Annotated in this window: 12 protein-coding genes and 1 riboswitch; of the genes, 11 read left to right on the top strand and 1 reads right to left on the bottom strand. The window is 56.2% G+C overall.

The genetic code is table 11. The features are described from left to right. Positions 1–5 precede the first annotated feature (5 nt). Positions 6–119: riboswitch (TPP riboswitch) on the bottom strand. A 186-nt stretch (positions 120–305) separates the two neighbouring features. After that, a complete protein-coding gene (locus tag ACF8YQ_RS02975; RefSeq protein ID WP_113880411.1) occupies positions 306–1,667 on the top strand; it encodes a TolC family outer membrane protein in 1,362 nt (453 codons plus the stop codon). Positions 1,668–1,710: 43 nt separating this feature from the next. On the opposite strand, the gene waaA is transcribed toward ACF8YQ_RS02975, so the two are convergent. Then, a complete protein-coding gene (gene waaA / locus ACF8YQ_RS02970) occupies positions 1,711–2,964 on the bottom strand; it encodes a lipid IV(A) 3-deoxy-D-manno-octulosonic acid transferase (protein WP_113880412.1) in 1,254 nt (417 codons plus the stop codon). A gap of 102 nt (positions 2,965–3,066) precedes the next feature. On the opposite strand from waaA, the gene lpxL reads away from it, so the two are divergent. From lpxL to ACF8YQ_RS02920, 10 genes are all read left to right on the top strand, one after another. Beyond that, positions 3,067–4,029, top strand: a complete 963-nt coding sequence (lpxL, locus tag ACF8YQ_RS02965; RefSeq protein ID WP_081496549.1) for an LpxL/LpxP family Kdo(2)-lipid IV(A) lauroyl/palmitoleoyl acyltransferase — start codon at positions 3,067–3,069, stop codon at positions 4,027–4,029. 3 nt (positions 4,030–4,032) lie between these two features. Next, positions 4,033–5,001: a mitochondrial fission ELM1 family protein gene (locus ACF8YQ_RS02960; RefSeq protein WP_041654559.1), complete on the top strand. Its 969-nt coding sequence runs from the start codon at positions 4,033–4,035 to the stop codon at positions 4,999–5,001. Then, positions 4,998–6,116 carry a glycosyltransferase family 4 protein gene (locus tag ACF8YQ_RS02955; protein ID WP_224851249.1) on the top strand — a complete coding sequence of 373 codons (1,119 nt, stop codon included), beginning with the start codon at positions 4,998–5,000 and terminating at the stop codon, positions 6,114–6,116. Before ACF8YQ_RS02960 ends, ACF8YQ_RS02955 begins: the two co-directional genes overlap by 4 nt. Further along, a complete protein-coding gene (locus tag ACF8YQ_RS02950) occupies positions 6,113–7,114 on the top strand; it encodes a glycosyltransferase (RefSeq protein WP_224851248.1) in 1,002 nt (333 codons plus the stop codon). Before ACF8YQ_RS02955 ends, ACF8YQ_RS02950 begins: the two co-directional genes overlap by 4 nt. Further along, positions 7,107–7,811 (top strand): YrbL family protein, encoded by a 705-nt coding sequence (locus tag ACF8YQ_RS02945; protein ID WP_224851247.1) that lies wholly within the window; start codon positions 7,107–7,109, stop codon positions 7,809–7,811. The genes ACF8YQ_RS02950 and ACF8YQ_RS02945 overlap by 8 nt, the downstream gene beginning before the upstream one ends. Before the next feature lie 79 nt (positions 7,812–7,890). Further along, positions 7,891–9,309, top strand: coding sequence for a mannose-1-phosphate guanylyltransferase/mannose-6-phosphate isomerase (locus ACF8YQ_RS02940; protein WP_396622548.1), 1,419 nt, complete (start codon positions 7,891–7,893; stop codon positions 9,307–9,309). Further along, on the top strand, positions 9,306–10,214 hold the full coding sequence (locus ACF8YQ_RS02935) for a lysophospholipid acyltransferase family protein (RefSeq protein WP_396622547.1): 909 nt from the start codon (positions 9,306–9,308) through the stop codon (positions 10,212–10,214). Before ACF8YQ_RS02940 ends, ACF8YQ_RS02935 begins: the two co-directional genes overlap by 4 nt. 108 nt (positions 10,215–10,322) lie before the next feature. Further along, entirely contained in the window at positions 10,323–11,297 is a 975-nt protein-coding gene (locus ACF8YQ_RS02930) for a glycosyl transferase family 90 (protein ID WP_396622546.1), read from the top strand. A gap of 81 nt (positions 11,298–11,378) precedes the next feature. Beyond that, positions 11,379–12,209: a glycosyltransferase family 2 protein gene (locus ACF8YQ_RS02925; RefSeq protein ID WP_224851244.1), complete on the top strand. Its 831-nt coding sequence runs from the start codon at positions 11,379–11,381 to the stop codon at positions 12,207–12,209. Then, positions 12,206–13,360: a glycosyltransferase gene (locus tag ACF8YQ_RS02920; protein ID WP_224851243.1), complete on the top strand. Its 1,155-nt coding sequence runs from the start codon at positions 12,206–12,208 to the stop codon at positions 13,358–13,360. The genes ACF8YQ_RS02925 and ACF8YQ_RS02920 overlap by 4 nt, the downstream gene beginning before the upstream one ends. Positions 13,361–13,366 lie beyond the last annotated feature (6 nt).

The raw sequence follows: 13,366 nt of genomic DNA, 5'->3' as shown, positions 1-13,366 counted from the left end.
GGCATGGTTCGTACGGTCTTAATCCCTACGCCGGTATTATCCGGATCAGGTCGCGGGTTCTGCGTTGCAATCTCAGCCGATCACCTGCTTCAGGCGAATCAGCACCCCGTCAAGACGCGATAAATATTCTGTTTTGCTCACAAAATGAGTGAGCTTTTCAAGTGTAGAGACGGGAACGATTATTGTCCATAATGGGCCACCAATACCTTTGGGTCACTATCGGGATAAACCCGCGCTCTACACGTTGACCTGCCGATACCTGTGTCCAGATCACGGATGCCCGGAGATAGTTTTCAGGAGCAATAATGAAGAAACGTTTACTTCCAGGTTTGATCACCCTGCTGGCAGCCCAGCCCGCTTTCTCTCTGGATCTTGTGGAGGCTTATGAGCAGGCACTGTCATATGACTCCGGCATCGCCTCTGCGCTGGCACAGTTTCAGGCCCAGCAAGCCGCCAGCGATGTGAGCAAGAGTACCTTATTGCCGCAGGTTGGTGCGTTTGCCGAAGCCAACCACACGGATTTCGACGCTGAAAACGGCCCGGGAGACAGCTACAAGTCATTCAACTATGGCGTGCAATTGTCGCAACCGGTTTTCCGCGCCGACAACTGGTTCCGCTACGACGCCAGCCAGTTCCAGACCGAAGCCGCCCAGGCCCAGTACAACCTGGCCCAGCAACAACTGATTCTGGATGTTGCAACCGCCTATTTTAATGTCCTGCGCGCTCAGGATACCGTTGCAACAGCTCGCGCGACTGAAGCAGCAATCCAGCGCCAGTATGAACAGGCGCAGGAACGCTTCGACGTCGGCCTGATCGCCATCACCGAGGTGTACGAAGCCCGCGCCAGCTATGACGACAGCAAAAGCCAGCGCATCGCAGCCGACAACCAGCTGAATGTCGCCCGGGAGCAGCTGGCGCGACTGACCGGCGAATACGCCGATGACCTGGAAAACCTGCGCGAGAATTTCCCGCTCGGTCGACCTGAGCCCATGAACCCGAATGCCTGGGAAACAACAGCCCTGGACCAGAACTGGTCCATTCAAGCGGCTTTATCACAACTGAACGCCAGCGAGGCCAATCTTAAAGTTGCCAAATCCGGCCATTTGCCAACACTGGACCTGGTGGCATCCTATGGCGAGTCCGAGCTGGACGGCGCCCGAAACCCTCAGCAGGAAGGAACCCAGGGGGTTATTGGCCTGGAGCTCAACGTGCCTCTCTATATGGGCGGCGGCACCCAGGCCGGCGTGCGCCAACAACGCTCTCTGGTCACCGCTGCAGAGCAGGATCTGAACACCGTCCGTCGCGATGTACAGGTAAACACCCGCAGCCTGTTCCTCACCGTGAACAACAACGTGGAAACGGCATCGGCACTGGAGCAGACCATCATCTCTCGTCGTAGCGCCCTGGATGCCACCCGGGCCGGTTATGACGTTGGTACCCGCAACATCGTGGAAGTGCTGGATGCAGAGCGGGCTTACTACGTCGCCCTGCGGGACTACGCCAATGCGCGGTATGATTACGTGATCAACACTCTGCAACTGAAACAGGCGGCCGGAACCCTGAGCCCTCAGGATCTGGTGGATCTGAACAACTGGCTGAGTGAAGGTGCCCGCGGCATAGAAGCGATGGCAGAGGAAGACCGTACACTGGACAATCCGGCCCAGTAATCCCCAAAAGGCGAACCCCGGGTATCACCAGCGATACCCGGGGCTACAAACGTTCAATAATCCCCTCGACAACCTTATCCAAGGCACCCCGGTTTTTCTGAACGACGCTTAATGCACGCACTCCGTAGGCCCGGCATTCCTCTTTATCAGTCATCAGCTTACTGAGCGCCATGGCCAGGGCGTCCGCCCCGTCTATTACCTGGACAGCACCATCTGTCAGCAGGTGCTCGTATATGGTTTCAAAATTGAAAACATGAGGACCTGAAAAAACCGGTATTCCCCAGGCTGCCGGCTCCAGTGGATTATGCCCACCACGCTCGATCAACGAACCTCCAACAAAGGCGATATCACTGGCACCGTACAGCATCATCAGTTCGCCCATGGTGTCACCCAGATAAACCTGAGCTTCGGCAGGGTCATCACCGGTTGAACGACGGGCAACAGAAAACCCCTCTTTCTCCGCCAGCTCGGCGACAGAGTCAAAGCGATCCGGATGCCTGGGCACAATAATCAGCAAAGCCTCAGGATGTTGCTGAAGTATTCCCTGATGAGCGTCAAGCAACTGCTGGTCTTCTCCGGAATGCGTGCTGCCGGCAATCCAGACCGGGCGAGCCCCAAGCTCCTCACGCAAGGCACGGGAAGCCGCACGCACATCATCCGGTATATCGACATCAAACTTCACACTGCCAGTAACCTCAACGTGGGAGGCGGCAACGCCAATGCGCCGAAACCGGTCAGCATCCCGGTCGGCCTGCGCCGCCACCCAGGTAATGCTTTTCATGATCGGCGCGGCCAGCCCTTTGACCCGTTCGTAACCACGGGCAGAACGCTCGGACAAGCGCGCATTTATCAGGAAAACCGGAACTCTCCTCCGGCGGCATTGGCGGATCATATTGGGCCAGATTTCAGTTTCGAGAATAACCAGAATCCTGGGATTGATGCGATCCAGAAAGCGACGGATAGCTCCGGGCGTATCGTATGGGGCGTAGGCATACGTTACCCTGTCACCGAACATCTTGCGGGCCTGGGCCAACCCGGTATCGGTCATCGCCGTCATCAGAATAGTGGCACCCAGATTCCTGGCGAGCAGGCGCCTGACCAACGGGCCTGCCGCAATGGTTTCACCCACAGACACGGCGTGTACCCAGATAACCGGCCCAGAAATTTCGGGCACCCAACCCAGGCGGTGTTGCCAGTCGCGCCGAAGGGCGGGCGCTTTACGCCCTTGCCACCACAGCCGGATCAGTATGAACGGCAGCACAAGGCGGATCAGCTGGGAATAGATAAACTGGAACACGCAGGACTCCCGGCAAAACAGTGCGTTATCATAGGGCCAATTTTTCTTTGGACGGGCATCTTGCCCCCCGGAAAACCGTTTGTCGATGCAGGATTCACGATTTTGAAGAAGAAGTACCGCAAACTACCACGAAACACAGACTATTCAGCCTACCGCCATCCACGATGGTGGCCAACCTGGCTTGGCATAGCCGCGATGTGGCTAGTGGCCCAGTTGCCGCTGCGCCTGCAATGGTGGCTGGGCAAGATTGCTGGCCTGCTGGCCTGGCGGCTGGCGAAAAGCCGGCGCCATATTGCCGAAGTGAATATTCGCCTGTGTTTCCCGGAGCTGAACCAGCAGCAACAGGCCGCGCTGGTTCGCAATGCCTTTATCGCCAACGGGATTGGCTTGATGGAGATTGGTGTTGCCTGGTTTCGCGATGCGTCAAAACTCAAAAAGATCACCAGAGTTCACGGTCTCGAACACTTCGAGCAAGCGCTCGAAGAGGGGCATGGCGTATTGTTGCTCGGAGGCCACTACAGCACGCTGGATCTGGGTGGTAGCCTGGCGACGGAGTATATTGAGGCAGACGTCATGCAGCGGGATCACAACAACCCACTGATGAACGCAGTGATGACGCGGGCTCGCGGCCGACGTTACGGTTCGGTGCTGGGCGCACGTGACCTTCGCGGGCTATTTCGCTGCCTGAAAAACAACCGGGCCGTCTGGTACGCCACGGATCAGGACTATGGCCGAAAAGACATCGTTTTCGCGCCCTTCTTCGGGATTCCAACCGGCACCATTACTGCCACATCCCGGATTGCTGAGCGCAGCAAGTGCAAGGTGGTTCCCTTCAGTCATTTCCGTCGGGAAGATGGCCCGGGCTACGACATCTATTTCCACCCTGCCCTGGAGAACTTCCCCAGTGGCGATGATCTTGAGGATGCCACCAGAATCAACGCCATTATCGAGCAGGAAATCCGCAAGGCGCCCGACCAGTATCTTTGGATGCACCGCCGCTTCAAAACCAGACCGAACAGGGATGATCCGGGCTTCTATGGCCGAAAACGGAAGAAGAAGAGGTAACTCTTGAACAGGGACTCCGGCGCCACCGCACCCGTTATCTGGCTGATTACCGACAACAAGGCCGGCCATCGCAACCAGTTACGCGGTTTGGGTAATCGATTGCGCGTCCTCGCCGGCGCGGACCTCCATTGGATAAACGCCACGGATTACCCAACCCCGATGTGGCGAGCACTGACGGGAATTGCGCCGGCTTCGGTGCCAAACCTGCCCGCCCCTGCACTTATAATCGGGGCCGGTTCAGGAACCCACCGGTTATTGCTGGCCTTGCGACGCTATCGCAAGGCAAAAACGCTCGTGCTGATGAAGCCTGGATTCCCCCTCCGTTTGGTCGATGCCGCCATTATTCCGGCCCACGACAAGGTTAAGCCTGCTCGCAACATTCTGATCACAGAGGGGGTAATTAATGCCGTCACGCCCCTGGCCAGGCTCACCAGCAAGCCCGAAGCTCTGGTACTGATCGGAGGACCATCGCAGCACTATGACTGGCATGATGATGCCATTCTTTCGCAGTTGGGCGACCTGATGGCACGCTACCCCGAATGGCGCTGGACCATCACCAACTCCCGGCGCACACCAAAAGCCCTGTCCGACAGCCTCTCGGAGCTTCAGGGCCCCAGGATTTCAGTCGTTGACCACAATCAGACGCACGAGGGCTGGCTGAACCACCAGCTCGCGTCATCAAGAGCCGTCTGGGTAACACCGGATAGCCAGTCCATGGTGTGCGAAGCCGTTACGTCGGGGGTGCCAACCGGCCTTCTGGATCTTAATCCTCGATCGGGAAGCAGGGTAGCCAATGGTGTCGAGCAACTCGCAAAGAAAGGACTGCTGGCGCACTGGGCCGACCACGCATCAATCATGGCCGAACAGCCCGAACGACACGATCGTCTCTGGGAAGCGGACCGGGCCGGCCGCTGGGTAATGCAGATATTCCTGGGCAAGTATCAGAACAAGGACGGGGAGCGGACAAGGTGAGGGTTCTACAAGCGTTACCGGCGCTGCACAGTGGCGGTGTGGAAAGAGGTACTGTTGAATTCGCTGCCGAACTGGTGAAACGAGGCCACGAATCCTTCGTGGTTTCCAACGGCGGCCCGATGGCCGAACAGGTCCGCGGCCAGGGCTCCTCGCATATTCACATGCCGATACACCGAAAAACGCCGGCTTCATTCGGACAGATACTGCCCATGCGCAAGCTGCTGAAGGATCTGAAGCCAGACATCGTTCACGTGCGCTCCCGAATGCCGGCCTGGATTGTTCACCTGGCGTTGAAAACGCTGCCACAACATGAACGCCCGGCCGTAGTTTCGACCTTCCACGGCATGTATTCAGTGACGCCTTACAGCGCCATCATGGCAAAAGCGGACCAGGTCATAGCGGTGTCCAATTGCGTACGAGACTATGTTCTGAAGCACTTTTCTGTGCCGGAACACAAGCTGACGGTGGTCCAGCGTGGCGTAGACATTGAAGCCTTCCGCAACCGAGCCATCAACGAACAATGGCAAAACCACCTCCTCGGGAGGTTTCCTCAACTCGCCGGCAAAAAGATCATCATGATGCCGGGCCGTATCTCTCGCTGGAAAGGCCAGTTGCATTTTCTGGAGGCCATGGCGCGTATCGTACGTCAACGCCCGGATTGTCACGGCATCATCGTTGGCGGCGCAGAACCGGGTAAGGAGCGCTTTCTGCAGGAGCTGGAAAAGGAACGCAGTCGTTTGCAACTGACTGATAAAGTCACGTTTCTCGGCCAGCGAAACGACATGACCAACCTCTACCTGCTGGCCGATGTGGTGTGCCACATGTCCACCAAGCCAGAGCCCTTCGGCCGCACAGTCACCGAGGCCCTGGCGTCCGGTACACCGGTGGTGGCGTACAACCGCGGCGGTGCAGCGGAAACCCTGCAAGCCTGTTTCCGGGAAGGGCTGGTGACACCGGACGACACTGGCGCGTTTGCCAGCGCCGTGCTCGGGCTACTGGACAAACCCAAGCCTGAAATATTTCTTCCGGACCGGTTTTTACTGCGGGCGCAGACAGAGTCCACACTCGAAATATACGAAGCAGCAATTCAGACCAAACGGGCGGAGCTCCAGTGAAAGTTCTGCTGATGATGCTATCGCCTCCGTCCGCAAAAGGCGGCATGGAGAAACACTTCGCCGATCTTGCCAACGGACTGGCGGGAGCGGGTGTATCTGTCTACTGCATGTCGGCACCGGAACACCTCGAATCTCTTGATCCCGGAGTAAACCGGTACCCGGTCAACACCAAAGGGTCCCGTTATTCTCCTACATTGATCGCCGCGATCGTAAAGGCGCTTCGGGCTCAGGAATTCGACCTGATCCACGCTCAGGGCAGTAAGTCCGCTGCGACAATCCAGCTACTGTCGCCCCTGTTTCCCAAAACCCGTTTCATCGCGACCATTCACAATTTCAAATCCCGATATCCGGCTGCCAATCGGTTTTCAAGGATTATTGCCGTTAGCCACGCATTGGCCAGTGATATTGGCGGAAACGTAACTGTCGTTTATAACGGAATAAACATCGAGCGATGCCCGGAAGCGCCCTTCAACTTCCAGACTTACGATCGCCCCTTGTGGTTGGCTGTCGGCCGATTGGTTCACGCAAAGGGCTTCGATCAACTTATTGATGCCTTCCAGAGCGCAAAAGGCAGCCTGCTGATCGCAGGGGACGGGAAAGAGCACGAGGCACTGCAGGAGAGGATCGAGCGGCTAAAGCTTACCAGCAGAGTCAAGCTCATCGGCTATCAGGAAGATATTCCCGGACTGATGCAGTCCGTCGACGGAATTGTAATTTCTTCTCGGCGCGAGGGTTTTTCCTATGTCTGTGCAGAAGCTCTTCTTTCGGGAAAACCAGTAGTCTCAACCGATGTGCCCGTGGCCAATGAGTTGCTCCCACCACAGCACATCTGTCCGACGGGTGACACCGCCGGGCTATCTTCGCTTCTCAACACGCCGATTGCCGAACTGGTGGAGTCTCAGGCTGGAGTACGGGATTTTGCTGCCCGTGAACTGAGCGTCGATTCTATGGTTGCGAACACCTTGCAGGTGTACCGTGAGGTTACACGCCGTGGATAGTGCACATAATCAATACCATCAGGCGGAAGCCAATCTGGATTCACTGTTGCCCTTTGCGCAAGGTGCCAATCGTTTTTGCTTTCAACATCCGGACAATCCGGACCGCTGCCTGAAGGTAATTCGTCCCGGGAGTATCCAGGCAAGGTATCAAAAACAGTCAGTGGTGAAACGGCTTTTGGGAAAAGCCCGGCTCAATGACAACACCCAGGAACTGAGAGCACACCAGCAACTGGCTATAAGACGCCTGATTCAAACAGGTAACGAAGAAAGCCTGTGGAGTCACTTACCAAAGTTCTATGGCCGTGTTGCGACCACCCTGGGTCCAGCGAACGAGAGCGAAATGCTTCGCTGCAAGGACGGCAATATAGCACCGACACTCGAATTCCTGATCCGGGGCGGAGGGCTAACGCATGAGCTCCTTGAAGCCATTCAGCGGTTTGAGAACTGGCTGACCGCGAACCGCATTCTTACCCGCAATCTACTGCCACACAATCTTGTGGTAACCGATCGTACCGGCCAACCTGAGCTGTTTCTGGTGGACGGCCTGGGGGCTCCTGCTATCCCCCAGGCCCTGGCCTCGGCACCCGGCTGGAGCGAGCGCTATATTGAAAGGAAGATTCGACGTTTCGAAAAGCGATTAGCCTGGGAGCAGGATAGCCAGGGACATTCCTGGGAAGATTTCCAACGCTTAAGATAAAACCGTGCCTGGCAGCGTGATAAGATATCGACCACTTTTATCTGCATCCATCGCAACTTTCACAACCCGGAGTGTGCACATGATTCACCCCGTCATCATGGCCGGAGGCACCGGCTCACGCCTTTGGCCACTGTCCAGGCAACTGAATCCGAAACAGTTCCTGAAACTGACGGACGATCGACTGTCCATGCTGCAACTCACGGTCGCCCGACTTGAGGGCATGGAATCTGCTGACCCGCTGCTGATCTGCAACGAAGATCACCGGTTCCTGGCGGCAGAACAGATGCGCCAGTCCGGCTACAACGATGCCCGCATTATCCTGGAGCCCTGTGGCCGCAACACGGCGCCGGCCATCGCCCTTGCTGCCCTGCAACTGATCAGAAAAACCGATGAGAATCAGAACCCACTGATGCTGGTACTGGCGGCGGATCATCTGATCAAGGATATGGGCGCATTCCAGAACGGTATTCGAAAGGCAATCCCGCTGGCCGAGCAGGGCAAGCTGGTCACCTTCGGGATTGTACCCGGCCATGCCGAAACCGGTTACGGCTATATTCAACAGGGTTCCGGACTGGCAGACGGCAGCTTCGAAGTCAGCCGGTTCGTCGAGAAACCAGACCAGAAGACTGCGGAACAGTATCTCAGCTCCGGCGATTACCTGTGGAACAGCGGCATGTTTCTTTTTGGCGCTCGCACTTACCTTCAGGAACTTCAGAAACACCGCCCGGATATTCTCGCCATTTGCCAGGCTGCGCTGGATGACGCCAGTGAGGATCTGCATTTCACCCGCGTAAACGAAAGCGTCTTTGCTGAGTGCCCGGAAGACTCCATTGATTATGCCGTCATGGAAAAAACGGATAACGCTGCGGTAGTCGCACTGGATGCAGGCTGGAGCGATATTGGTTCCTGGTCAGCGCTTTGGGAAGTGAGCGACAAGGATGCCAACGGCAACTGTTTCTCGGGCGATGTCATTGCCCACAATACCGAGACCACCCTGGTTCGGGCCGATAGCCGACTGGTAGCCACCGTAGGTGTGAAGGACCTGGTGATCATCGAAACAAAAGATGCCCTGCTGGTCGCTCACAAAGATCAGGTTCAGGACGTCAAGAAAGTGGTGGAAACGATCAAGAATGATGGTCGCCACGAACATATGAATCACCGGGAAGTTTACCGCCCCTGGGGGGTATACGATTCCATTGATAACGGTACCCGTTATCAGGTCAAGCGAATCACGGTTAAACCCGGCGCCAAGCTATCAGTTCAGATGCATCACCACAGGGCTGAACACTGGATCGTGGTCAGTGGCACCGCCAAAGTTACCAATGGCGAGAAAACCTATCTGGTCACGGAAAACCAGTCCACTTACATCCCGGTTGGCCAGATCCATTCTCTGGAGAATCCCGGCGTCATCGATCTTGAGCTGATTGAGGTTCAATCCGGCTCCTATCTCGGTGAAGACGACATTGTTCGTTACGAGGATCGATACGGTCGGTCATGAGCAAGCTCAAGTATTTTCTGATTGCCGGCTTGTTACGTATCGCCGGCCTGCTGCCTCTGAAACTTGCCCAGGCCATTGGCAGGTTCGTCGGTTTGCTGGCCTGGCGCCTGAACGGTCGCTCGCGAAAAACCACCGACGTAAACCTCAGGATCTGCCTGCCGGAACTATCGGCGGAGGAACAGCAAAGACTGTCGAAGGAATCCATGGCCCATACCGGCATGACGGCGATGGAGATTCCTTTGATGTGGGAATGGCCGGTCGACAAGTGCTTCAAACTTATCAAGGAAACCCGAGGGTTGGATCTGGTTGATCAGGCGTTGGCCTCCGGCAAGGGGCTGATTCTGCTCGCCCCCCACCTCGGCAACTGGGAACTGACCGGACTGTTTTTTTCGTCTCGCTACAAGATGGCTGCCCTCTACAGCCCTCCCCATATCAAGGAATTCGAGGACTACATGATCCGCGTACGTGGTCGTCTGGGTTCCGAACTGGTGCGCGGTGACCGTAAGGGACTGCTCCGGCTGATGGGCATTCTGAAAGAAGGCGGGGTGGCCGGCATACTTCCGGATCAGTCGCCACGAGGCAAAACCAACGCCTATGCTCCCTTCTTCGGGATGGAAGTGCGCACCATGACGCTGGTGAATCGCCTGATTCAGAAAACCGGAGCCAACGTTCTGGTCACTTTTGCTGAACGCCTGCCGGATGGCAATGGATTCCGCCTGATCGTTGAGGAGGCAGTTCCGGGCAATGGCGACTCAGATCCCGTGGTGGCCGCAACTGCGCTGAATCAATCGGTCGAGAAAGTCATTCGAATGGCACCAGCTCAGTATCAATGGGAATACAAGCGCCTGCGACATCGCCCGCCCGGCAACCCCAACCCCTATTACCCTCATAAAATCTGTCGTTAGCGCCAGCCCCAACGTCATCGAATTGCCACAGAATCGTCACCCGGATGACATGGGGCTTGATTACAACTTATTGCCATACATTTCTCGTCCGGTATTCAGGAAGGTTGTATGGCAAAGCAGAACGCCCGCCCCAATCGGTTGCACAAAGCCGGCTTCTATGCCGCCAACGCGTTGTCCGGCGCTCTGCCCTGGGCGTGGTGGTCACAGCAACGTGACCGCCTTATGTCTGAGCTGGAAAGCCTGACGCCAAGCATCCGAGCGGACATCATGGCCCGGGTTCGTTACTACAACCGTTTACACCAAACCTTCGCACCGGCGCCCGATGCCGAGCCCATCCGCTTGTTTTCACCGCGCAATAAAAGCAGTGCCTATTACTTTGACCTTCGTAACGTGATTCGTTACTTTCCACGGGACGCCAGGGTTGCCTATCAGTTAGGCGATGTTACCCGCATACCCGAGCATCCCCGTTTCGTTAAAAGCCGGCCAATCACCGCTAACGATACCAACGCGCACTCCGTGCTCCTGAAACTCAATACTGTTCGCCACTACGTCAAGGTAGACGATAAGCTCGCCTTCGAAGATAAACACCCCACGGCTGTCTGGCGGGGAAAATCCAATCACCCGGAACGCATTGCTTTCGCCCGAAAATGGGCCGACAGCCAACTTTGCGATATCGGATGTGTGCGCCACAAAGAGCCCGCATTGCAGGCCTATCACAAGCCTTTCATGACCATCCCGGAGCAACTCGAGCATCAGTTCATCGTTAGTGTGGAAGGTATCGACGTTGCCACCAACCTGAAATGGATCATGGCATCGAACTCTCTGTGCCTGATGCGGCGGCCGAGATTTGAAACCTGGTTTATGGAAGGCACCCTGCAGCCAGACATCCATTACGTCCAGCTCAAGGATGATTTTTCCGATCTTGAGCAGAAGGTCACCTACTACCGTGAGCACCCTTCGGAAGCAAAACGCATTATCACAAACGCCCGACAACATGCGGCGAGGTTCAGTAATCACAACCATGAGCGGCTGATCTCGCTTCTGGTTATCGATCGCTATCTGAGGTTGTCCGGGCAGATCTGAAAAACCCCTGACAGGCATCCAGGCCGGAGCAAGTGTATACTAGGGCCCGTTTCAATCTGACGGCTCGGGCACTGGTATCTTATGTCTCCAAATTCCATTGGTGTGGTGATTACCACCTACAACTCCCCCCTCTGGCTTAGCAAAGTGCTCACTGGCTATGAATGCCAGAGCTTCAAGTCATTCCGTGTCATAATTGCGGACGATGGTTCGGCCGATGAGACAAAAGAACTGATTGATACCTTCAAAGCCCGCGGCATTCTCACGATCGATCACGTATGGCACGAAGACGACGGGTTCCGAAAGTGTCAGATTCTCAACAAAGCCATCCGTGAAACTGAGTGCGACTACCTGATCTTTACCGACGGCGACTGCATTCCCGAACCGGATTTCATTCAGACCCATCACGATCTGGCCCGGCCCGGTTACTTTCTTTCCGGCGGTTACATCAAGCTGACCATGCCGGTATCCGAGGCCATCACCGACAATGACATTCGCTCCGGTGAAATCTTCAAGCCCCAGTGGCTGGTTGCCCACGGCCAACCCAAAAACCACAAACTCTGGAAACTTTCCTCTTCACGCGGGTTCCGTCGTTTTATGAACCGGATTACCCCTGCAGCCGCAAGCTGGAATGGCATGAACAGCTCCACCTGGACCAAAGATCTGATTGCGGTGAACGGTTTCAACGAAGACATGCAGTATGGTGGCCTGGACCGCGAGCTGGGGGAGCGTCTGTGGAACTATGGCCACAAATCCATGCAGATTCGATACAGCACGGTGTGCCTGCATCTGGATCATGCCCGGGGCTATTCAAAACCCGAGATCTGGGCCAGAAACCGGGCCATCCGGAAAGCCGTGAAGGATAACAAGACCTTCTGGGCCGAAAATGGCATCAAGAAGAAGCAACCGGCATGAGAACACTGGTTGTTATCCACAGTCTGAAAATGGGCGGCATGGAACGCGTCGCGGTCAATCTGGCCGATGCTTTTGCCGGGGAAGGCCATGAAAGCCATCTGCTTTCTTGCCGGAATCACCCCAATGACCTGGCGCCTGCCAACCCGGGCGTGAAACTGCATTACTTTGATCAGTTTCAGGCCTTGATGAAGTCGATTATTGGCATTCCGGTATTTCTGTTATCCCGGCTGCTGTTTGGCGTCCTGCTCCCACGCTCCCACTTCATGTGGGTTGGCTGGCTCAGTGGCTGGCTGCTGAAACGCCACATCCGCGCCCTGGAAAAGCAGCACGGCCGGTTCGACCGAATCATTTTCCGTGGACTGGGCACCTTCAAATATTTCTGGTCGTTTCGGGACGAGCGTTGTGTCTACGTTCTTGAAAACGTCATTCATTACGACCGGCCACTCTGGCAGAAAAAGCTGGAGTGGAAGCTGGTGTTCCACCGCCGTCACCTGGCCTGCGTGTCGTCCGGCGTCATGGACTCGGCCCTTGAGGCCTTCGAAAAAGGCAGCATTCAGCCCGCCAGCCTTCGGGTAATCACCAACCCTTGTCCGATCGGACAGATCGAGACACTGGCTGGTGAGGCCGATCCGGATATTCCCACCGCGCCCTACATTCTGAATGTGGCGCGCCTGGTGCCCCAGAAGGGCCATGCGCTGCTATTGGAAGCCTATGCCCGGTCAGGAATCAGCCACAAACTTGTGATTGTCGGGGAAGGGCCTCTGCGCAGCGAGCTCGAAGACAAGGCCAAAGAACTTGGTATCCACGATCGAGTGTTATTTGCAGGCAAGCGTAAGAATCCCTATCCCTGGATGAAAAATGCCGACCTCTTCGTGCTCGCGTCTGAATACGAAGGTCTTGGAATTGTGCTGACCGAAGCCCTGGCCTGTGGCACGCCCATTATGGCGGTCGAGAGCCGTGGTGGCGTTCGCGACGTATTCCGGGGAGATCTTGAAGCCTACCTGACGCCGAGAACGGTAGAGGGGCTGGCCAATGGACTGTCAGCGGTAACACAGAAGCTGCCGATTATCGTAGAACCTGAATGGCTGGCACCGTTTCGTAGTGAGGTGGTCGTGGCCGCCTTTCTTGACGCCCCCGATTCCAGACTGTGAAGAATG

This window comes from Marinobacter sp. W-8, assembly GCF_044342215.1.
GTDB classification, from domain to species: Bacteria; Pseudomonadota; Gammaproteobacteria; order Pseudomonadales; family Oleiphilaceae; genus Marinobacter; species Marinobacter nauticus.
The sequence above is the reverse complement of the archived record's forward strand: the minus strand, read 5'-3'. Positions and strand labels throughout refer to the sequence as shown.

What these genes read in the sequence shown, in the direction of transcription:
- ACF8YQ_RS02920 (WP_224851243.1), top strand. Translation starts at nt 12,206, where the DNA reads ATGAGAACACTGGTTGTTATCCACAGTCTGAAAATGGGCGGCATGGAA.
- ACF8YQ_RS02925 (WP_224851244.1), top strand. Translation starts at nt 11,379, where the DNA reads ATGTCTCCAAATTCCATTGGTGTGGTGATTACCACCTACAACTCCCCC.
- ACF8YQ_RS02935 (WP_396622547.1), top strand. Translation starts at nt 9,306, where the DNA reads ATGAGCAAGCTCAAGTATTTTCTGATTGCCGGCTTGTTACGTATCGCC.
- ACF8YQ_RS02940 (WP_396622548.1), top strand. Translation starts at nt 7,891, where the DNA reads ATGATTCACCCCGTCATCATGGCCGGAGGCACCGGCTCACGCCTTTGG.
- ACF8YQ_RS02930 (WP_396622546.1), top strand. Translation starts at nt 10,323, where the DNA reads ATGGCAAAGCAGAACGCCCGCCCCAATCGGTTGCACAAAGCCGGCTTC.
- ACF8YQ_RS02975 (WP_113880411.1), top strand. Translation starts at nt 306, where the DNA reads ATGAAGAAACGTTTACTTCCAGGTTTGATCACCCTGCTGGCAGCCCAG.